Annotated in this window: 13 protein-coding genes; 3 read left to right on the plus strand and 10 right to left on the minus strand. The window is 42.5% G+C overall.

The window, feature by feature from the left end; all coding sequences use genetic code 11:
- Positions 1 to 82: 82 nt before the first annotated feature.
- Positions 83 to 451 (plus strand): MoaF-related domain-containing protein, encoded by a 369-nt coding sequence (locus AS141_RS04135; RefSeq protein WP_057936373.1) that lies wholly within the window; start codon positions 83 to 85, stop codon positions 449 to 451.
- Positions 452 to 525: 74 nt separating this feature from the next.
- Here AS141_RS04135 and AS141_RS04140 read toward each other — a convergent pair whose 3' ends face one another.
- Genes AS141_RS04140 through AS141_RS04150 form a run of 3 tightly spaced genes read right to left on the minus strand, consistent with a single transcriptional unit; the run spans position 526 to position 4908 of the window.
- Positions 526 to 3471, minus strand: a complete 2946-nt coding sequence (locus AS141_RS04140) for a M43 family zinc metalloprotease (RefSeq protein ID WP_057936374.1) — start codon at positions 3469 to 3471, stop codon at positions 526 to 528.
- Positions 3468 to 4313 carry an energy transducer TonB gene (locus AS141_RS04145; RefSeq protein WP_157243386.1) on the minus strand — a complete coding sequence of 282 codons (846 nt, stop codon included), beginning with the start codon at positions 4311 to 4313 and terminating at the stop codon, positions 3468 to 3470. Before AS141_RS04145 ends, AS141_RS04140 begins: the two co-directional genes overlap by 4 nt.
- Before the next feature lie 34 nt (positions 4314 to 4347).
- Positions 4348 to 4908 (minus strand): RNA polymerase sigma factor, encoded by a 561-nt coding sequence (locus AS141_RS04150; RefSeq protein WP_157243387.1) that lies wholly within the window; start codon positions 4906 to 4908, stop codon positions 4348 to 4350.
- 182 nt (positions 4909 to 5090) lie between these two features.
- On the opposite strand from AS141_RS04150, the gene AS141_RS04155 reads away from it, so the two are divergent.
- A complete protein-coding gene (locus AS141_RS04155; protein ID WP_057936377.1) occupies positions 5091 to 5756 on the plus strand; it encodes a M48 family metalloprotease in 666 nt (221 codons plus the stop codon).
- On the opposite strand, the gene AS141_RS04160 is transcribed toward AS141_RS04155, so the two are convergent.
- On the minus strand, positions 5740 to 7260 hold the full coding sequence (locus AS141_RS04160; protein WP_057936378.1) for a GH3 family domain-containing protein: 1521 nt from the start codon (positions 7258 to 7260) through the stop codon (positions 5740 to 5742). The genes AS141_RS04155 and AS141_RS04160 overlap by 17 nt on opposite strands.
- A 261-nt stretch (positions 7261 to 7521) precedes the next feature.
- On the opposite strand from AS141_RS04160, the gene AS141_RS04165 reads away from it, so the two are divergent.
- Positions 7522 to 9564, plus strand: a complete 2043-nt coding sequence (locus AS141_RS04165) for a glutamine--tRNA ligase/YqeY domain fusion protein (protein WP_057936379.1) — start codon at positions 7522 to 7524, stop codon at positions 9562 to 9564.
- Positions 9565 to 9858: 294 nt separating this feature from the next.
- Here AS141_RS04165 and AS141_RS04170 read toward each other — a convergent pair whose 3' ends face one another.
- The 6 genes from AS141_RS04170 to AS141_RS04195 all read right to left on the minus strand — a co-directional run bounded on the left by AS141_RS04170 (position 9859) and on the right by AS141_RS04195 (position 21635).
- Complete coding sequence (locus tag AS141_RS04170) at positions 9859 to 12702, minus strand: M16 family metallopeptidase (RefSeq protein ID WP_082632177.1); 2844 nt, start codon at positions 12700 to 12702, stop codon at positions 9859 to 9861.
- Positions 12703 to 12825: 123 nt separating this feature from the next.
- Positions 12826 to 13086, minus strand: a complete 261-nt coding sequence (locus AS141_RS04175; RefSeq protein WP_057936380.1) for a hypothetical protein — start codon at positions 13084 to 13086, stop codon at positions 12826 to 12828.
- 151 nt (positions 13087 to 13237) lie between these two features.
- Positions 13238 to 14218, minus strand: coding sequence for a GlxA family transcriptional regulator (locus AS141_RS04180; protein ID WP_057936381.1), 981 nt, complete (start codon positions 14216 to 14218; stop codon positions 13238 to 13240).
- 203 nt (positions 14219 to 14421) lie between these two features.
- Positions 14422 to 15339, minus strand: coding sequence for an SRPBCC family protein (locus AS141_RS04185; RefSeq protein WP_057936382.1), 918 nt, complete (start codon positions 15337 to 15339; stop codon positions 14422 to 14424).
- Between the two features lie 189 nt (positions 15340 to 15528).
- Positions 15529 to 20091, minus strand: a complete 4563-nt coding sequence (locus AS141_RS04190) for a molybdopterin cofactor-binding domain-containing protein (protein ID WP_057936383.1) — start codon at positions 20089 to 20091, stop codon at positions 15529 to 15531.
- A gap of 104 nt (positions 20092 to 20195) precedes the next feature.
- Positions 20196 to 21635 (minus strand): hypothetical protein, encoded by a 1440-nt coding sequence (locus AS141_RS04195; protein ID WP_057936384.1) that lies wholly within the window; start codon positions 21633 to 21635, stop codon positions 20196 to 20198.
- Between the last annotated feature and the right edge of the window lie 293 nt (positions 21636 to 21928).

The following is a 21928-nucleotide window of genomic DNA, read 5'->3' on the forward strand; positions in this document are numbered from 1 at the left end:
GGTATGACGCAAGCGATGCACGCAGGAATGATTATCCATTAGAGGAGATTCCATGTAACCCCTAAAAAGAAATAATAAACAAATGAAAAAGCTAAGCACACTAGTTATAATGATTGTTTTATTCACCTTTTCTTGTCAAATACCGGATAAAATAACTTTGGTGGGGAAAACGATTGAATATCACTATGGAGAGAGTAAATACCATGTAAGATTTGACTCTGATTCAACCTTGAACTGGATGGCGGTGGCAGGAGATGAAATTGGAGCCCATGAAGATGAGATTTATTTTTCAGAATGGGTTGGCGATCATCTTTTATTTATCACCTGGGGGGAAGCAAATGGAATTGGTGTGAGTCAAATTCTTGATTTTGAAAAAGGTAAAGTCTATAATCACTTGCTTCAGGGTCGTAAAGTTAGTGCGGGTCAGGGAGAAATCCAGTTTGTGAAATAACATGGAATAAATGGGAAACCAGCTGTTTGGAATTTTCAATCCGGAACAGCTTCCTATAGCCATTTTAAGCACAATCATTGGATCAAAACAAAACTTCCTCTTAGTTCGCCGGTTTGAATAAGATCATTTTGGAGGTAGCTAAATTGGAGCAGGTAGGAATATCCTCCCAACAAAGATTCTACCCCTGATATTCTCCCATCCCAGCCATCTGATCCTGCATATACCAGCTGTCCCCACCTATTCCAAATCATCAGTTTATAAGTTACTTCGCAGACGAAAATAGGTAGATAAGGCCCATGCTGTGGATTGAACCCAGTTGGCATTCTGATCTGGGGAACAGCCTGTTGTATTTCGCTAGTTGCAGTTAAAATACATCCATTGGCATCGGTAATGCTCACCTCATATGTGCCGGTTCCAAAGCCCGACAGAAAAGGATTAGTAGATCCGTCTTCCCATAGATAGGTATACGGTTCTCTTCCTCCAGTAACTTCTGCGGTCACTTCCCCATCCGTATAACCTGGACAGCTCGGGCTTTTGGAGATAAAACTGACTTGTAATGGTTCTGGTCCGGTCATTACTCCGTCAAAAGAAACATTACAATCCTTTTCGTCTCGGATCAAAAGGGAAAATTCACCTTCGGAAAGCCCACTTACTGTTAGTGTTCCCCCATCCCAAACGGAAGGGTAATCAAGAACCTGTAACTCCCCTACTCCTCCGTTTAATTTCAGTATAACCTTCCCGTCATTTGCCGCTGCACAAGTGGGAGATATTAGTATAGGATCCTCTTTGATTTCTATTGGTTCAGGATCGATTAGCCCAAATTCCATGAGCTCGAAAGTGCAGTTCGCGGCATCGCTTACCTTCACTGAGTAAGTTCCTGCTGTAAGTCCAGAGGCTATATTTTCTGTCAAGTTCGGGTCATGTCTCCAGACATAGTTGTAGGTGCCTGAACCTCCTTCGGCAAGAATATGAATGGCTCCATCCGAATTTCCCGGGCAAGTGGGATTATCCACTTCAGAGGACAAGGTAAAAGGATTGTCGGTTCCAGAATTAAGCAAGTAACTATTAAAATTATTATCATAAGTAAGCTCTGAATATCCTGAAGGAGGAAAAATGGTGTTCGTACTTAGTCTGTCCTTATCTCCGGGAGGGAAAATAAGCGGTAAAGCAACTGTGCCTGTATCATTAAACACCATAAATACTTCATGGATGGATCGAATATCTCCTTCTACTTGAGCAGAGAAATCCTCTTTGTCAAATCCATATACAACCATAGGCAATTTCCATACGCCCAGTAACTGTGCGTTTGCTGATTTGCTGGGATCGCCATCGTAGAATGCCACTGGTGTATTCACATTGACAGTATCATAGCCATAGTTGTAGAGGGTAAATGCTACCTGAAAAGAATCTTCATTTAAGCAGGTGACTTGGGAGATTTCAGGACTTCCATCCATGGTAGGATCGTCGACTTTCAGAAGGAATGTATTGCTCACATCTTCACAATTGCCATTCTTAGCCAGTAGAGAAATCTGATAATCTCCCGGTTCTTTAAAATAATAAGTAAGATCAGTTTCCTCAGAACTAAACGGCGGCAGACTTGGATAGCTGGGGTTGAAATTTTGATGTGTGATAGTCCACTCAAAAGAGCTTCCATTATAGGAACGGTTGGTGAACGTGACCGAGTCAGTGAAGAGCGCATGCGGCTGTTTGGAAGCGATTATGCGTTTGTCAGGATAAAATCTGGAGTCCACCCCGCAAGTAACATGTACATTCCTTGAAAAAGAGACAAAACAAGTTGGGTCGCTCGCAGCGGAAACCTGTAGTGTAACTCTATACAAACCTTCATTAGCAAAAGAATAATTCAAATCAGGAGATTCAGAAACTTGATTTGCAGGGTTATCTGAATTAGACCAGTCACCGCTTTGGGCGCTTACAAACCACCTGTATATTGGGTTGGGGAAATTTCCGGAAAGTTGGCTGTCAAAAAACACATTTTCTCCCGGTTTGGCATATGGGCGATCCATGTAAAATTGTACAACTGCATCATCGTCACAAGGTGTTTCACATAAGATGTGCGATAAACCTTTAGAAAACAGTGATGGATAATAATTTTCAAGAGTGAAGCGCATTCGATCTGCCTGTCCCTTTGTAAAATCCTGCGGACATGGAGTATAATCCATGAAATTTGTACTCATGTCAGGCACATCAATAAAGAAATTTCCATTACTGAAATTAGATGAAACATCTGTATCACAGGAATTATCACCACAGGGAACGGATACACTTTTATCCGGAGGAGTATCGCAAACCATATCTCCATCTACAAGACAGTCGTCGTTTTTACAATCCATACCTTCCCAAGTATGTAGCAGCCCAAAGTAATGTCCGATTTCATGAGCTAACATATCCGCTCCCAAAGAAGTAACCACCACACCATCAGGAGAAGAATACCCTCCGACCCCTAGTCTTCTCCACCAATTTCTCCCTTCATAGTAGGCTACCGACTCGCCAGTCACATGCCTTACCAGCCAGACATTTAAGTACCTGGATACGTCCCACTTGACGGAATGATTCATTAGACCTCTATGGTCTAAATCCTTATCCGTATCCTGATATTCACTTGGAATGTGATTAACCCCTGTAGTGGCTCCCCCATCAGGAGCTGTATTTACCAGACAGAATTGTATTTCGGTATCAGCTCCCTGTGGAGTATTGAAACTTCCCCTATTTGCAAATGCATCGTTAAGTTCATTTACAGCATTCTCAAAAATTGCCAATGAAGGCAAATCCGACCTAACCACATGAAAAACGATAGGAACGGTCCATACCTCTATTTCGTCACTGCTTATCCTATCATTTTGTCGCACGTTCCATTCTTCATATTCCCTTGCGTGTGCCAGCCTTTCATTTTTGCTCAGCTCTTGGTGGTTACCACAAGAAAATCCCCCAAAATAAGTCTGCGAAGAACTATTAGGGGCTATTGTGAAAAGTAAGACAAGTGTGAGTATAAATTGCTTCACCGACTCTCTACTTTGAAACTAATAGGAAAAACAAGTGTTCTCGAAATAGGAATCTCATTTCGTGTTGCAGGTGCCCATTTGGGCATTTGCTCAATTAGTCTTACAGCTTCTTGGTCAAAGGCTTCTCCCAGCGATTGAGTTACTTTAATTTCACTTATAGAGCTGTCTTTGTTTACTCGGAAGGAAACTTTCACATAACCTTCTATTTTGTCTTTTCTATGTTCTTCTGGATAAGTGATATTGGAGGCAAACCACGCGTATAAATTCTCAAACCCATCGATAGGATGGGCGTCTTCAAAGGTGGTCTTTGGTTCCTTTAAACTATTTTTAGCTTCTTCTGAGGCACTCAAAGTTACCTTAGGTGCTTCCTTAGGCTTTTCACTTGGAGGGGGAATTTCTTCAGCTTTTTCTTCAATGTTGACATCAATTAGGTCAGGGATTACAATCAATGGAGGTTCTGACTGAACAAATTCATCTTTTTGCGATTGCCCATTTTCAGCAATTTCTTCCTGATCATGTGGCACTGAATCAGCCAGCGATGAGTTCGATATGCTTGAATCAACTAAAGCAGCGTCAGAAGGTAATTCATGACCTGTAATGCTGTTTTCCACAGAATGGGAATCGATAACATCTTTAATACGGTCATCAATTACTTCAGATACTGTGTTTTCATTGTTAAGAGGTTGGTTTACTTTATTGAAAACCAACAGTCCAGTTATGCTGAAGGAAACTAAAACCAGTGAAACCCACATGACTGAATTGCGCCAATTCCAAGAACCAGTTTTCCTCGTCTTATAATCCTGCAGGATTGAATCGAAGTCCTTCTGCTTTTCAATATCCATCGGTGTGAGATAGACATTTTCAATAATTTCAATCTTATTTCTCATGGCTTTTCTCAAGTACCTTTTTTAGTTTATTCAGCAGTCTATATGTTTTCACCTTGGCCAGATTCTCAGTTATGTTGAGAATAAACCCTATTTCCCTGAATCCTTTTTTTTCGAAAAAGCGAAGCTCGATCAACAATAGTTCTTTATTGGACAACTTTCCAAGAGCCTTACTTAGATTGGAGAGATCAGTATCGGTATTTGATTCTGCAGGTTCTATCTCGGTGATCAATAAGGCTTTAATGCCCTCATCCACGGATACATACCTCACTTTGCTGCTGTCTCTGAAAAACTGATTGCACTCATTGGCGGCAATGCGATACAAATAAGAGGAAAATGGTACCTCTCTATACACGTATTTTTCCAAGCCTACTAGTGCCTTGAGGAATACCTGTTGGGTGATATCTTTTGAAATTTCTAATTCCCTTACACGCCTAATGATAAACCAAAAAATCTCTTCAAAGTATAGATCATAAAGTTCACGGAAATGAGCCGGATCAGATTTAGCTTGCCTAATCAGAAATTCTTCATTCACCGAAATTTCTCTGTCCATAAAAAGTAACTCTTTGTTTGCCACATTTGTATAATGCAACTATTCCAAAAAGATACAGCTTGAGCCGATATTTTTTAATGTTTTAATTACAATCCTTTCCTTTCTGGGTCATTTGGATTTTAGTAAAGCCAAGTATTGGGAAGTTGCCTCTCTCTGGAACGCTCTTTGCACTTTTTTCCACAATGCAATTCAAACACAAAGTTTTAGCGGGAGCAATGATCCTGATAGTTTTAGGCCTGTTTTCTTATCATACCAGCAACGCTCCTTACCCACCAGCAGAATCCCCTAACTTTTCCGAAGGCATACACCCAAACGTGAGAAATGCTTTCTTGGGAGTTTGGGCTAGATATGACTCTTTGCACCGCTACGGGTTTGAGGTGATACAAATGGAGATTAGTACGTCTACTATGCAGGCTCAGCCAGTGATCGATCTCAGTGAGATTTTCAGCAACAAGCGTCGGTATAAATTAAATATAGCCAAGAAAGTCTTAGACTCAGGAGATCTGAATATATCGGATCTGCCTGAGGATGTTCTTAGAGGATGGTTTGCCCATGAATTGGGTCATATAGTAGATTATGAAAATCATTCCAATGCAGGAATGGTACTCTATGGAATCCGTTATTCCCTCTCTGATAAATACAAGCGCGGGCGGGAGCATGAGGCCGACAGCATTGCTATTAGACACGGCTTTCGTGAGGATATCATTGCCACCAAAAAATACCTGATGGAAAGTGATTTTATCTCTCCCATTTATCAGTCACAGCTGAAGAAATACTACATGTCCATCCGTGGAGCTGAGCTTTGTCCGGACGAGCGTATTCCGGTTCTGCCTAAGGTTGAGCTATAAAGGACAGCAGGGATTCCATTTTCTCAGCCTTCATAACTTTAGGCGTTTTGGTCTGCCCGCCTTTCTTGTTTTCTAGTGCCAAATAGCCCGTGTATTGGTCTTTTGAGATAACTTTCACGTCAACTCCTTTTAATGCCCTAGACCTTGCTACTTCGTAATTTTTATTTGCTGCCTTCAGCAATTCATCCAGCTTTTCTGCCAAATCGGTTGACTGCAGGTCAGAAACCAAAACCCACTGATGGATGTATTCTCCATCTGTATTTTTGTGAGCAGCGACCATGTATTCATTGATGGTTTTTCCCTTAATTTCTGCCAGTTCCAGAATGGCTTTATCCATTTTCTCTTCGGAAAGCTGGGAACCAACTACATTGAGGAAGAATTTGGTCCGTCCTGTGATTTTGATCTGTGGCGGTGTCAAAGATTCAAAGCGGATCACATCCCCGATGGCATAACGCCAAGCACCTGCGCAGGAACTGAGCAACAGCACATACTCCTTCCCAACTTCCACCTCATCGATTCCCAGTACCAGTGGAGTGCTAAGCAATTCCCCAGATTCGTCTATTCCACGCTCATCGAAGGGAATAAATTCGAAAAAGTATCCATGGTGTAAAGCCAATTTCATCGCCATGGTACCAGGCTGACAGGTATAAGCGATGAATCCCTCCGAAGCCAAATAAGTATCCAATATAGAAATAGGTCTTTTGCAGATCGCTTCAAAATCCTCCCGATATGTTTCAAAGGCTATACCGCCTGAGGCATATACCTGGAAGTTTGGCCAGATATCATGGATAGTCTCGAGCTGATGCCGGTCTATAATCCGCTTCAGCATAAGCAAAACCCAGGAAGGGATTCCTGCGATGGCACCGATATTCCACTCGGGGGCCTGTTTGGTAATGACATCTACCCGCTCGTCCCAATCGGTGATGCATGCTATTTCCTTTCCCGGTCTGTAGAAAATGTCATACCAATCGGGGAAATTACTCACGTTGATTCCTGAAATTTCTCCCTCTTCAAACCCATGTTCGTTGCGGGTCAGACTGGCCGAACTGCTCAGCATCAGTACTTCGGATTCAAAAAGTACTTCTGGGAAATCGAAGTCATGAAGGGAATTGATCATGGATGTCCCCACCGATTTCATAGTGGCCAAAAACGCATCGGTTATGGGAATACGCTTGCTACTATTTCCTGTCGTTCCGCTACTTCTGGCAAAGAAACGCGGTTTGCCCGGCCAGGAAATATCCGAAAAGCGTTCCTGTCTTGACCACCACTGTGCATGCATCTGCTCATAATTGAAGATTGGGACTTCTTTTCTGTATGTAGCGATGAGGTGATCGGATTTCAGAATTTCTTCAAAACCATAATATTTTCCAAAAGCCGTATTTTTCGCTTGAGTGAGCAGCTCACGCAGTTGGTTTTCCTGCGAAACCTCCGGGCTGTCTTCTGCAGATTGGAGTTTTGCGGTGATGTCTATTCCGGCTTTTACGAGCTTACCTAAGATGGGCATGAATGGTCTTTTTGGTATGTAGTGACAAAGGCCATGCCTTCGGGAAGTACCAAGTGAGAAGTAGGAGGCGGATGTGAGAAATTTGAAGGGGACAAGCTCAAGTTTAAATCCAAACCTGAGGGTTTACTCAGCGTCCTCTGCGTCTTTAGATACTTTAAAGTTGGTGCAATACGCTACCACTTTTCAACTTTCCCACATTGCGACGCTATTCAAGTTGCAATTACATGCATTTGCCTTAATTTTGACTTTCAATTTTGATCTATGACTGAAGAATCCGCCTCTCTTAATTTTATCGAACAAATTATTGCAGACGATTTGGCCGCAGGTTTTGACCCGAATAAACTTCGGTTCAGATTTCCTCCCGAGCCAAATGGTTATTTACATATTGGCCACGCCGCTTCTATTTGCCTGAATTTTGGCCTTGGTGAACAGCATAATGCCCCGGTCAATCTTCGCTTTGATGATACCAACCCGAGCAAAGAAGAACAGGAATATGTGGATGCGATCAAATATGATATTCAATGGCTGGGTTTCAAATGGGCACAGGAATGCTATTCCTCTGACTATTTCCAGCAGATGTACGATTGGGCTATACAGCTTATCAAAGAAGGAAAAGCCTACGTGGATGAGCAGTCCGCTGCCGCTATGGCGGAGCAAAAAGGGACACCCACTACACCTGGGGTGGCCAGCCCATTCCGTAATCGCTCTGTAGAGGAAAATCTGGATTTATTTGAGCGGATGAAATCCGGAGAGTTTGAGCAGGGAAGCTATGTGCTCCGTGCCAAAATCGACATGGCTTCTCCAAATATGCTGATGCGTGATCCGCTTTTGTACAGAATAGTGAGAAAAGCACACCATCGAACAGGAACCGAGTGGTGCATCTATCCTATGTACGATTGGGCACATGGTGAGTCGGACTACATTGAGCAGGTTTCACATTCGCTGTGTACGCTGGAATTCAAAATGCACCGGGAGTTATACGATTGGTTTTTGGATCAGATTTATGACTCGGCAAAGCTGAGGCCTAAGCAAAGAGAATTTGCACGTAGAAACCTGAGCTACACTGTAATGAGTAAGCGAAAACTTCTGGAATTGGTACAAACCAATACAGTAACAGGCTGGGATGACCCACGCATGCCTACAATTTCGGGTTTGCGAAGAAGAGGTTACACGCCAGAGTCCATCCGTAAATTCTCTGATCTATCAGGGATCTCCAAGCGTGATTCGGTGACGGATGTGTCCTTGCTGGAATATTGTATCCGTGAGGATTTAAATAAATCTGCTACCCGCGTGATGGGGGTTTTGGACCCTGTGAAGTTGATTATTACCAATTATCCCGCTGGCAAAACTGAGATTCTTAAAGCTGAAAACAACCCGGAAGATCCTAACTCGGGAACACATGATTTACCGTTCAGTGGTGAATTGTATATTGAACGAGAGGACTTTAAAGAGGAAGCTGGAGGCAAATTCTTCCGCTTGACTTTGGGGAATGAAGTTCGTCTGAAAAGCGCATACATTATCAAGGCAGAATCCGTGGTAAAGGATGATGCGGGAAATATTACGGAGATCCATTGTTCTGCTGACCTGGATTCAAAATCTGGAACCGGGACTGAAGCCAGCACACGAAAGGTAAAGGGAACGCTTCACTGGGTATCTATACCCCATGCTATCAAAGCGGAAGTTCGGGAGTATGACAGATTATTTCTAGACGAAGCACCTGACAGCCATGAGGATAAAAACTTTATGGAATTCGTCAATCCTGATTCTCTACATGTGATTAAGGAGGCGTATTTGGAACCTTTTCTGAAGGAAGCAAGTATGGATGATAAGTTCCAGTTTCAGCGCTTAGGATACTTTACCTTGGATAAGGATTCTACTGCAGAGAAGTTAGTCTTCAACAAAACGGTAGGTTTACGTGATTCCTGGATAAAGCAACAACCTGCTGCTGCTCTAACTAGCCATACTACCAGGCAGGTAAATCAAGGTAGTGGACAGGAGCAAGGTCAACGTTCTGCTATCAATGAAATTCAGAAGATCGCTAAGAAATACACCAACCTCTCTGGAGATAAGTTGGCGGCCGCTAGAGCTGATATCATAAAATTAGCCGGGGAAGTAAGCTATGAAGAATTGTCTCCCCTATTCAATACAGCAGCTAAAAAAGTGGGTACCCGTATTGGTGTGATGATCACTTTAGGAGTGCTGTTGAATAAAGGTCAAGAGAGAAATTCTGAGATCGATGCTTTTATCAGGGCTGGAATTGCGGATGAAAATGAGGAGCTTGCCAAGGAGGCTGCGAATATTTGAAACTGGAAATTTAAGATTTGAGTTTATTGCCCGCTAAAATTATTCAGCGGGCGATTTTTTTTAACCAATACAATCTTGGCTTCATTTGACAGTGGCCCAATCCTTTCATGTATGTTCACCCGGAAGCAAATATGGCATACCCGGGACTTTATCTGCAAATCCTACTTTACCGATAATAAAGCGTCTCTATCCATAATCCCTAACTGCTGAACCAGGAATTACATGGATCATACGTAAACCTTGGAAAGCGCTGGCGGTTTTGATGAAACCAACAACCAACAGTTACACACATGGCTATTTATCCACATCTATAGGAACTTTCTGCTGATTAATTAACACTGGCTTTCCGAAACCCAGTTTTTCAAGGCCTGCAAATTGTGTTTTTGCATCCCCTACTATCAGCCAGATCATCTTGTTTGGATCTAGGTAGTTACCTGCCAATTCCTGAATTCTTTCTACAGTCATCTCATTCACTATTTTCTCCCTATCCTTGACATAATCAGGATCCCATCCAAATTCGCTGATATTCTCCAACATATTCAGCTTGGCACCTGCTGTTTCGAAAGCCCGGGCATTACTCTTGATCATAAAACTCTTGGTGGTTTCCAGATCCTGAGTAGTATAGGTTGAGGAATAATCAGTAAGTATATCCTTCACAAGCTGTGCTGATTCATAGGTAACATTACTTCGCACACCACTACTAATAGTAAAAGGAGCTGCTACCTTTCCACCTGCAAAAGAAGATCGAATCCCGTATGTATAACCTTTGCCCTCACGCAGTTCCTGTGTTAGCCTGGATGCAAAACCTCCTCCTCCCAAGATGTAGTTCATTATCACAGCCGGGTAGTAATCTGGGTGCGTAGAAGTCATGGCTGGGTATCCAAACTGCAACATAGACTGCTTAGAGTCCGGGATATCATAAAAATAAACTTTAGCCATCTCCGGTCTTGAAGGTGCATCATAGGCAGGAATACTCACATCCTTACTTTCCCAGTCATTTATTAAAGGCTGCAGGGAAGCAATGATATTCACTTTACCAAGATCTCCTACCACATGCATTCTGGTGACGGAGGGAGAAATGAACTTATCATAATAGTTTTTCAGGTCATCTAATGTAATAGCTTCTACAGACTTAATACTTCCCATGATATTCTGGGAACGGATATTACCCTCTCCGTAGATCAGCTTATTAAATTCATTCTGAGCAACCATATTTGGACTAGCTTCCAGCTGCCGAATACGGCTGATGGTAGATTGCCTGGCCAATTCAAACTCAACGGAATCCCATCTTGGCTCTAGAATGATTTCTTTGACCAAATCCATTACCGCGTTGTAATTTCTACTCAAGGTATTTACAGCTATCGTTGTGCTCTCAGTAGTAGCATACACATTCACAGAAGCTCCTAATTGATTTATTACATCCTCAAGTTCGGCAGTAGTTTTGGTTTTAGTCCCTTTAGTCATTAACTGAGCTAGAAGATTGGCAACCCCTACTTTCTCTGAATCATCCAGCAACTGTCCACCATCAATTACCATATTGAATTGCACCAGAGGCACTTCATGATTTTCTATGCCATACACTTGTATGCCATTGGCAAGGGAGTCTTCCCAAACTGCAGGAATGGTCACTTCAGGAGCTTTGCCATAGGGAGGCTCAACTGACCTATCAAAAGTGGAGGGAGCTTTTTCGTATGTAGCCTGAATCGAAGCATCAAAGCTTTCTTCCGCACCTTGAACGATCTGCTCTTCCACCACTTCGGCTTTCTCTGATCCTTCAAGGGCAGCAATCACCTTTCCCTTAGGGACAAAGCTGGTAGCTATGTAGTTCTTACCATAAATGTATTGATTGAATACCCGCATCACATCCTCGCTGCTCACGGCCAACACATTTTGAATATCTTGATTGATAAAGCCCGGATCGTGGGCGAAAATATTGTATTCTGTCAGCTGAACTCCTTTACCCAATACACTGGAAAGCATATTGTAAAAGCGGGTTTCCTGTCCGGCTTTAATGCGGGCTAGGTCTTTTTCGGAAATGCCTTCTTGTTTAAATTTCGCAAATGCTTCTTCGATGGCAGCTGCTACGTCATCCAAGTCTTTGTCGTCAAACGCACGAACAGATAATTCAAGCTGTCCTGCCAATTCCGAAGTACCATTGTACATGCTGATATTCGAAGTCAGCTTCTTATCATCGATCAATACCACATTAAGCGGAGCCTTTTTTCCGCTCGCCAAATACTCTGCCAGAACATCCAAAGCATAGGAATCAGCATGGTACTGTTCCACAGTTGGCCAAGTCATAGTCAGCTCAGGCAATCGGGCGAAGTTATCTTCATGGTATAACTTCTTGATAGTTTCTACTTTACCAGGCCTCGGCGTAAGTGGCTCTATAGGCTCTCCAGCTGCTATTTCATCAAAATACTTTTTCACCCATTCTTTAGCTTGCTTAGGGTCAAAATCACCTGCAATGGTCAGCGTCACATTGTTTGGTACGTACCAGCGTGTGAAAAACTCCTTCACATCAGCAAGGGTGGCATTCTGAAGATCCTCCAATGATCCGATCACCTGCCAATTGTAAGGATGGTCTTTTGGATACAGATTTTTATCAATCACATAGGAAGTATGTCCATAAGGTTGATTATCTACGCCCTGACGCTTTTCATTTTTCACCACCTGCTTTTCCTTTGCCAAAACAGGATCAGTCACCGTATTGATAAACCAGCCCAGCTTGTCAGCTTCTGCCCAGATCATTTTTTCCAGCGCATCATTCGGAACGGTCTGAAGGTAATTGGTACGATCCCGGCTGGTAGAACCGTTAGCACCTGACCCTCCGATTCTAGCCGTCATTTTATCAAGCCCACCTTTGCCCAGATTCTCTGATTCAAGAAATAATAAATGTTCAAATAGATGCGCAAAGCCAGTTCTTCCCTCTTTTTCTCGTGCTGAGCCTACATGCGCAGTGAGTGAAACTGCTACTACAGGATCCGAACGATCTATATGAAAAATAACTTCAAGACCATTGTCTAGTTTGAATTTTTCAAATTCTACATTAAACTCCTGTGGAGCGGTTTCTGTCTTTTTGCTACAGCCTGAAGCAAGGATCACCAGAAGTAGCAGCGAGGTAATTATTTTGAACATTTCTATGTAGGTTTTCTTACCCCTAATTAATAGAAATAATTACCCGAATCAACATGAAATTGGTTAATCGGAGAAGTCTAATTAGAAATTACTGTGCTTAAAAATTAAAAACCGTCTAAAAAGTTAAACGCCTAAGCTAATTCTGCTTTCAGAATACAGATCATAAACTGCAATCAATGCTTCGGAACCTTTGGCATCAGGATATAGCTCATAATTCCCTATCTCTTCCCTGCTTTCTACATAGACAGGACTGTACTTTTCATCATAGACATTCCAGACAATCAGCATAAAATTATACCTGATTTTACTTGTTCTACCCTCTTCTAACCAGGATTCAAAAAGTTCTTCTTTAATAGATTTGGGATAATCAGGACCTTCAAACATTGGGATCGTTTATAGTTAGATGATTTAAGAAATTTGATGAGCAAATTCCTGAGACCAAAAATGAGGTTTTACGGACTTGAATCCCAATTTTTTGAACTATTATAAGTTAACTTTTCCAAGCTTACCAAAGGAAAATAGAGTTCTAAAAGAATCAAACCGCGGCTGCTTCCTTATTGTATTTCCTCCTGTACTCCAGCGGTGACATGCCGGTAACCTTTCTGAAGACCTCACGGAATGCTTTCACATCTGAATAGCCAACTTCATACATCACTTCGTTGATCTGCTTCCGGCTAGTTTCAAACGCTTTCTTTGCAGCTTCCACTTTTACACGCTGAGCATATTCTACAGGGGTGTTTCCTGTGGCTTTAATAAATCTCCGGTCAAAATTCCGTCTTCCGATTGCCAGATCGGAAGACAGACTCTCCATAGAAATTTTCACCTGCAGGTTAGACTCAATATATTGCTGCGCTTCCATGATCAGCTCGTCTCCATGGGTTTTCTGACCTCTGAAGATGATGAATTCTGCCTGACTATCCCTATCCATTTCGATCTGGAATATTTTGGAGCAAAAAATAGTAGTTTCCCGATCAAAGTATTTCTCCACCAAGTACAGCATCAGGTTCAGAAAAGAAAACGCGCCGCCATTCGTATAAATACCATGCTCATCAGTAATCAATTTATCAGGCTGCAAATTGATCTTTGGAAACATCTTCCTAAACCGATCCGCAAAAGCCCAATGGGTGGAGCAGTTTCTCCCGTCCAACAGACCAGAGGCCGCTAATAAAAAGGCTCCGGTACATATGCTGGCAACCTCTGCCCCATTATTATAGTGCTTTACGATCCATTTGATCAGATTTTCATTCCCATCAATAGCCTGTTCATAGTTATGGTTCAGCGAAGGAATGATCATCAAATCCGTATGTTGAACTTCAGAAATAAGGGCTTCAGGTTTCACGAAAAATAATCCTTCATGGAAATCCACTTCTCCGCAAACACCGACTAACTCAAGCTTATAAGTTTTCTTTCCATGTTCTGCAGCATAGCTATTTGCTCTCTTCAGTATTTTATACGCTCCGATGATGCTGCTGAGGTTATTTTGTCCTAGAGGAACCAATATGCTGATATGTTTCATACGTATTTCAGTTATTTTTCAGACGTCAAATAGCCTGTCCCACAGTCATGGATAATCATTCCTTCTTCTGTCGCTTGCACCATTCTTGGCAGTTTCACGAGTTAATTGTAAAAAATCTACAAAAGATCCATGTCCAAATCAACCCTTCAACATCTTAATTGCTGGAAAGTGAATTCGAAGTTAGTAAAGGTGAGTAACTTCAATTAATCATTGAAGTTCGGATATGGTTGCCCTTTTCCGGTTTCGCAAAGCAATCTCAAGCTCCTCAGGAAAAGAGCCCAGTCGTAACTGCAAGAAGCAAATCCATTGGAATATTCCTTCCAACCATCATGATGGAACAACAGTACAGCCCCCAGGCGATGTGGCTCCAACTCAAATGAAACTTCAGTTCCCACCCAATCTTCATAACCTTTAATGCAACGCCATTTTACTTTGCTGTAAGGTTTAAGTTCAATAATTTCCATTTCCTTGAAATACCCATCTTCAAATGTAAACCTGGAGATACTTCCCAACTCTGGCTTAGCTATGGTATCCGGAGTCCACCATCCTGCCAATCCTTCTTGGGTAGTAAGTGCTTCAAAGATTTTTTCAGCTGGCGTTTCAATCAGCAAGCGATGATAAATACTCTTTGAAGTGGAATTCAGTCCTGACTGATTTTCGGTTTTTTTATCTTCTACAGCTTTAGGTGTAGGACTCCCCTGCCCTTTCAAAATCAAATCCTTTAAGCTACCCTGAATGTAATGAGTCCAGGCATCCTGACAGATTTGAAAGCATTCATAAGTTGGAACTAATCCCTGTTGGGTAAATTTCAGTTGGGCTTTACCATCACTTTCTGAAATCTCAAAAATGATCCTGTTCCCTTTCCATTCATTTTCATCTTGCGTGAATTTAAAATAGTTATCCAGAACCAACCATACTACTTTTTCATTCGGAATGAGTTCCACCACTTTTATCCTACATCGATGGACATCTTCATAATGATAAGAGAATTCAGCATTGACTACATTTGTCGTTCCCTCAATGTTTTCAGACCACCATCCCCGCACATTGTTCACTGCTGCGAAAATCTGCTCAGGTGTAGCTTCTACTGCAATTGTTGTTGTGAAATCCTGATTTTCCATGAGTCTATTTTTGGTTTATAATTTCTTGTTTCTAAGGTATTTACAATCCACCGCTCTGAGAGCGTGTAAAATAGACTTTATCAGGGGGCGATATAGACAAATATGAATTTGATTTAGCAGGGCATAGAGATTTTCAGAAAAAACAGCAAGTGCGGACTGTCGGCACTTGCTGCTGGAGACATTGCCAAATCAACTATAATCTTTTTCCATGACTTCCAGTACTCTACATACCTCCTGTACTGTGGCAGGTGCATCTAATTTGAAAAAACCAGATAGTCCTCTTTCTAACCGGGAAGCCCGAATGGCGGATTTAAGCGCAAAGAAAACGCTAGTGGCCAGCACCAATGGGGGTTCCCCGACTTCTTTGGAAGAGAATAACCCATTGGGATTCTCCGGTACCTCTGAAGAATTGTCCCTAGGGTACAAATAAGTGTTCATTTCCAATGGAATAGTACTAATTGCCGGTGGCTTGTAGGTCCAGGTATTCAGTGTATTCAATCTTCCTTTTTCTTCACCTTCAGGTTCAAAAACTAGTTTCTCGGTAAGGATATAACCTACTCCCTGCACGAAGGCACCCTCAACCTGACCTATGTCTATTGCCGGATTGAGGCTCCAGCCCATATCGAAAATAATATCAGACCGAAGGATTTTTACTTCTCCGGTTAGTACGTCCACTTCCACTTCTGAACACGCTGCTGAAAACGTAAATCCCACAAATGAATCTACCGCACCTGCAGTGGAATTTACATCAGCTAAATCTATTCCCGGTATGGCCTTGTTTTCTGAAGTCGGCTTAAACGTCATAGCCGGAATAGGAGTTGTCCCTCCGGGAATCGGTGCAGTAAATGATGCAATAAGATCAATTCTGTATTGGTAAGCCAAGGCAACCAGATTCTGCCAGATCAATTTTGGATATTGGTCAATAGGCCGCTTGACGGAAGCAGACCATCCCTTCTGACCATGATTCCAAAAGTCTATCCCCTGTTCTTTGCACCATTCGTCCCCATTGTCTTTTAATAGATTATAGCCGAACTCAGTCAATCGTGACCGCATTTTTTCACATGCCTGCTTTACCGCTTCTCCATTGTAGGCTGTACCTGTAGAGCCGCCGGTACTTGTCGGATTTGGAATAACTTTGGTATTGGGGCTGTGGATCTGAATAAGATCCATCGGAATATTGAGCACATAGGCAGCTACCTGCTCCACTTTCGTCATCATTCCCTGGCCCATATCCACACCTCCTTGATTAATGGACACACTACCATCTCCGGAGTAGACAGATACAATCGCTGCTGCTTGCTCTATCATGACGAGATTGTAACCTGAACCGTACTTTACCGGAACCATGTAAATTCCCCTTTTCTTCCATTTATTGTCCCTGTTGAAAGCCTCTACTTTTTTTAAGCGATTTTGATAGTCACTTTTCTCTTCAACATACTTCCAGACATCCCGCATGTAGCAATAAGAAAGTGCCTGCCCAAAAGGAGTGACATCCCCCCGACGGTACATATTCTTTCTCCGTAGTTCGGCGGGATCCATATCGATGGCAAATGCTGCATCATCAATTGCATTCTCTAAAATCAACTTTCCCTGAACGTCACCAAATGCCCGCATGGCTGTATTGGGAGCCTTATTGGTGCGGCAGACATCGAGTTGACTTTCAAAGTTCTTGACATTGTAGGCATTATCTATTCTGAGTTGCACACAGTTGCTGACGATGAAGGAACAATCGTAAAATGCTCCCCCATCAGCCCATAACTTCAGGTACAATCCACGAATGAGGCCTTTGTCCTCTTCCCGAAGATTTCCCAGATCCACCGCAATCTGATATTGACCATAATAACCATGTCGCTTCCCGATCATTGCAGTGTCATGTTCCCGCTTCATCGCCAGACGGATCGGTCGGCTCAGTTTATGGGCAGCTACAGCCACAGGGGCAGCTATGAATTTTGCTTGCTCAGTTTTGCCTCCATACCCGCCTCCCAACTGCCGGATTTCCACATTGACTTTGTTATGTTCCGCGGCTAACGTGCTCGCTACTGTTTGGTGCATCTCCATAGGACTTTGAGATGAAGGATGGACCAGGATTTGGTTATCATCTTCGGGAAAAGCTACACATGCCTGGGTTTCCATGTAAAAATGGACCTGCTCACCTGAGATTTGTGTATTCTCAACGATTAAACAATTGGCTCCGTCTAAGCTTTGTTTTCGAATAGTTGGAGATTTATCCAATGGGTCCTTTGCCTGATCAACCCAGTAAAGCTCCGTTCCCGGCCTGGTAATTTTCCAGATATGGGAAACAAATGGTGCCGTACTTGGGCAATCCGGGAATATGCTTTTCATTCTGATTGCATCATCGATGCTGATGATCGGTTGCTCCCACGCTTTGTTCCAAGTTGGATTTCCCGTATCCTGCCATTGAATCGGAGCATATGAAAGGCAGTTTTCTGAAGCGAATTCCGCTATTTCAATTGCTGCTTTCTCAGTATCGGCAATGACCATAGCAATGGCCTGACCGGGATACATAATACTTTGGGTAGCAAATAATGGTTGATCAAGTCCCATCCCCTGTAAGTTCAACCCTCCTACTGGAATATCTTTATGAGAAATCAGGGCAAAAAATGAATTGAACTTAGCGGCCAGAATATCTTCCAATTCTTCAATTTCAATAGCCTTGTGGGTGGAAGGATGTACGAACTGAAAATTCGCCAATGATCTTTTAGCCTGTATGAACGCCGCGTTTTTACCAGTTACAGGGAGCTCAATTTCATGCGTGTAATGTACTTCACCCATTGCCTGATGAAATGCCATCAACTTGATGTAGGGTTGAGAAACAGGGGCTTTAAAGGATTGATTGACGTAATGCTGCGTGCCGCCGCTTATTCTCCAGTTTCCCCAATTGATCTGTGCAGCTGATTGTAAGTTTTTTGGGATTGTGTCAGTGGATTTCTCCATCAAGCTTCTGATGATAGATTTGTAGATGAAGGATACCGCAAGGTTAATTTTATACTCATCAGTGAAGCCTTCCGAAGGAATTCCATCCATTCTTCCTTTCTTTTCCCAAAAATCCAATTCGGCTCTTACTTCTTTCTTCAGAACTTCAATAAGGCCGGGCAATAGGTCTAAACTGAGCCTTTTACCCTTTAGCCATTGTTCACTGCCGGTTGCCTGCCATGCTATTGGGGCAATACCACCAAAGATTATCTTTGCTTCTAAAACGTCCAGTTCTCCAGATAGCTCAATTCTAGTGCAATTATTTACAATAGAATGGGAATTCACTTCCCGTAAGGCAACTTTCTGAGCCAGAACAACTTCGTTTTGATTTCCAAACGGGAGGAAATATTCCAAAATTACCATCTCATCGACCATCTCCGGCACATCCAAAAGCGTGTTTACCAATTCAGAAGCTAACACCTGGGAAACATTGCCGGACTTCACGTTCATAAACCTGATTGCTGCTCCAGTAGCGCAAAGAACTGTGAACAGATCCGAAGGAAAAGGTTCTCCTCTTGTAATATGCTTCAACACAAGCATTGTATTTCCTGCCAAAGACGCAGCATTCCGAACAATCATTCCTGCAGTTCGATGACACATGAATTGCATGCTTCCGATTCTGGAAACAGGTGAAAAATTATCTTTTGAAATCAACTGGTCTAGGTAGCGTAATAACTCTGAATAGGTCGTTGAGGCACCCACCTGTACTCCATTATCCAGTCTTTTTATTCCATAGAGATCCGGAATCAGTTTTATATCTACAAATAAATTTACCGCTGGGAATTCATTTGCATAAATGCCAAAAGAGGTGTTGCCAAATACTAGCCTGGTGGTTTTGACAGGATTTGATAACAGGATATTCTTTAATTCTTCTAAGGATCTCGGACTGAGCCATTTTCTGTCCGATTGATGGATGGAGACTGCAGGCAAAGGCATTTTCGCTCCTTTCGGAAACGGAATATTAATGGTATCATGGATCATCACTTCCTGACATTTATCCTCAGTGATGCAGACCATGCGGTTTTGCTCATCTTCTTCGTTCCAGTCTGAGGCGAAGGTCTTCATTCCTGTCAAAATTGACCGGTATCCCGTACAACGACATATATTCCCATCGAAAATTTCTTCAATCTCCTTTTTGGTCGGGGATGGATTTTCAGAAAGGAAAGCGGACATATTCATCACAAAGCCTGTCGTACAGTATCCACATTGGGTTCCATTATTTATGGCCAGTCGATGTGCTACAGGATTCATTCCTTCATGGAGGTCCCCATGCTCCTTTTCTGAAAGACTCCGCGCTGATACCCCTGCATCTCCATTTGAGAGGAGAGACTGAGCAGCCAGTTCTACCCTCCTGTAGCTTTCTTTTAGTAAATCACCTTTGGCTTCATTCCAATTTTGGGATGGAGCATTCAGCCACCTTGCCGCTCCCCTTGAAGCAGAAGGCGTAAAGGTAAGATGCCTGTTTTCTGGCCGTCTAATTCCTCCTGTGCCTTCAATAGTGGTAACGGCCATGCCTCCAATCGCACAAACTGGCCGCAGGCATGAGTTAATTGACTTGTGTTCAATCTCTTGTTTTTTCTCATTCCAGGTAGATAAGATTACCGTACATGCGCCGCAGCCGCCTTGCCCACAGCCTTTTTTTGCTCCGGTCAATCCGACTTCATTAGATCTTAAATAATCAAGTAATAACAGATCTGTTGAAGGGTTCTCAATAGTAACTTCTTCTCCATTGAGAAAAAATGAAATAGTATTGTTCATGGTGTATAGTTTAAAATGCAGACGCTAGCAAAAACAGCAATGCGCATTCTGGTTATAAAAAGTTTGATAAAACATTAAGTTCGGACTATCAAATTCAAAGAGGATCAAAGCTCATTGTCCTCAGCCGGAGCTACCTTCAGAGACCCATCCCTATGCATTGGGGTGGGTGTTTGTAAATATTCACTTGCCCAATGGCCGGCAACATTTTCGTCTTTCCATTCGGTGAAATATCCCAGAGCCAATGAAACCTGAAGTGAAAAATCACAGGAAGTGGCTGTCTCAGTATATGGGGTTGCGCACTTTAGGTTTTCAAAATATCTCCTGAAAGCAGCAGCATCAGTTTCAGTCAATTTTGTCAATTGCCCCATCGCATTTGTATCCCCGATAAAGGCTTCCTTAGGAACCAGCGGAGCTACCTGGGGGAATTCCGCCGTGGCATGGCAAGACATACATGATGAAGTGTTCAAATCCACAGGACCATCTAAGCGACCTCCCCAACCCAGGTGCTGTGGCGGTAACTTGGTGGAATCCGGATTTATCTTAGTTTCCTTTAGGTTAGGATTGATAATAGTCCTGGTCACAGGGTAAGGATTAATAAAATTGGTCGTATCCTGCGGATCATTGCCGAATTGGATACCGACAGGCACCAGGTTTTCTGCCCTGCGGGATCCTTCTTTCCCCTCATTCAGCTTACCGTTATAGCAAAAGGTACCGAATACCCAACCAGTTCCGTATTTATCTGCACGTGGATCGCGGACCATCACATCCATTTGGATCAGTTGCATGGGTTTCACAACCCTGCCTGTATCCAGACCATTATTCCATGTAGGCGTGATATAGGCATTCCAGGTCATTGGATTCACCAGGTAGTCAGCGGCAGATTCATCAGCATCTGTAAACAGAAGCTTGAAAATCACTGTTCCTATCGGAAATCCATTTGGATGCTGGGTAGCATTTGGATCTGGATTATCCCCGTTTTTCCACATTTGAGCCAGCGTATATCCAGCAAATTCATTATAGAAGCCCAGTGCATAGGTTTGATAAGATCCTGTTTGGCCTGGCCCCAGCTGATAAGGGTCTATTTGAGCTTCCTTTGCCAGGCCATGAAAGCCTTCTGAGCCTTGTGGCCCCCAGTGCATCCACGGCATGTGATACCAGTTCCGCTTCTTGTTTTCTTGCGCAACGAAATTGACATCGATCATTCCTTCGAATGAATAGTCCCGCACGGCATTGATGTATTCCATCCAGCGCTCATCCTCATCAAACGGAATATCCAAAAACTCAGGTAATTCAGAGTCATCAGGTTTTGTAAGTGGATAATCCTGTCTAAGCCTGAAGACTTCCTCTCCCGGATACTTGCTTTGAAATTCTGCAGGACTGATCATTCTTCCAAAATCCGGAAAGTTGTTGTTTACTGTTTGTGATTTTTCTTCTCCAGAATAGCCGGAATCATGAGTGGACTCTTTGCAGGATGTGAAAAGGAAAATCAACAGGGATAGGCCTAGTACAGCATTTCCCTTAAGTCTAAAATTGTAGGGATTCATAATGTTAAAGAATTTAGAGATAAAAAGTAATTTTAAAATATACTCTAATTTATAACATTAAATATTTAAATATTAGCAGAATATGCTTTTTTATATCAATTTTTTCATCCTTTATTTATATAAAAGAAATGATGTGGATTCGGATATAATAAATTGCTGACTGTAAATAATTTTCTGTATTTCGTTGCTGTTCTGTTAAAAACTACTTTCTCTTCTCTGCTGATAATTCAACAGGTAGGCTTGGTTCAGGATTTCATCAAATCTTAGTTCTTTCTTTTTCAGAAAGAAGTTTT

Origin of the sequence: Algoriphagus resistens (assembly GCF_001442615.1) — a bacterium.
GTDB classification, from domain to species: Bacteria; Bacteroidota; Bacteroidia; order Cytophagales; family Cyclobacteriaceae; genus Algoriphagus; species Algoriphagus resistens.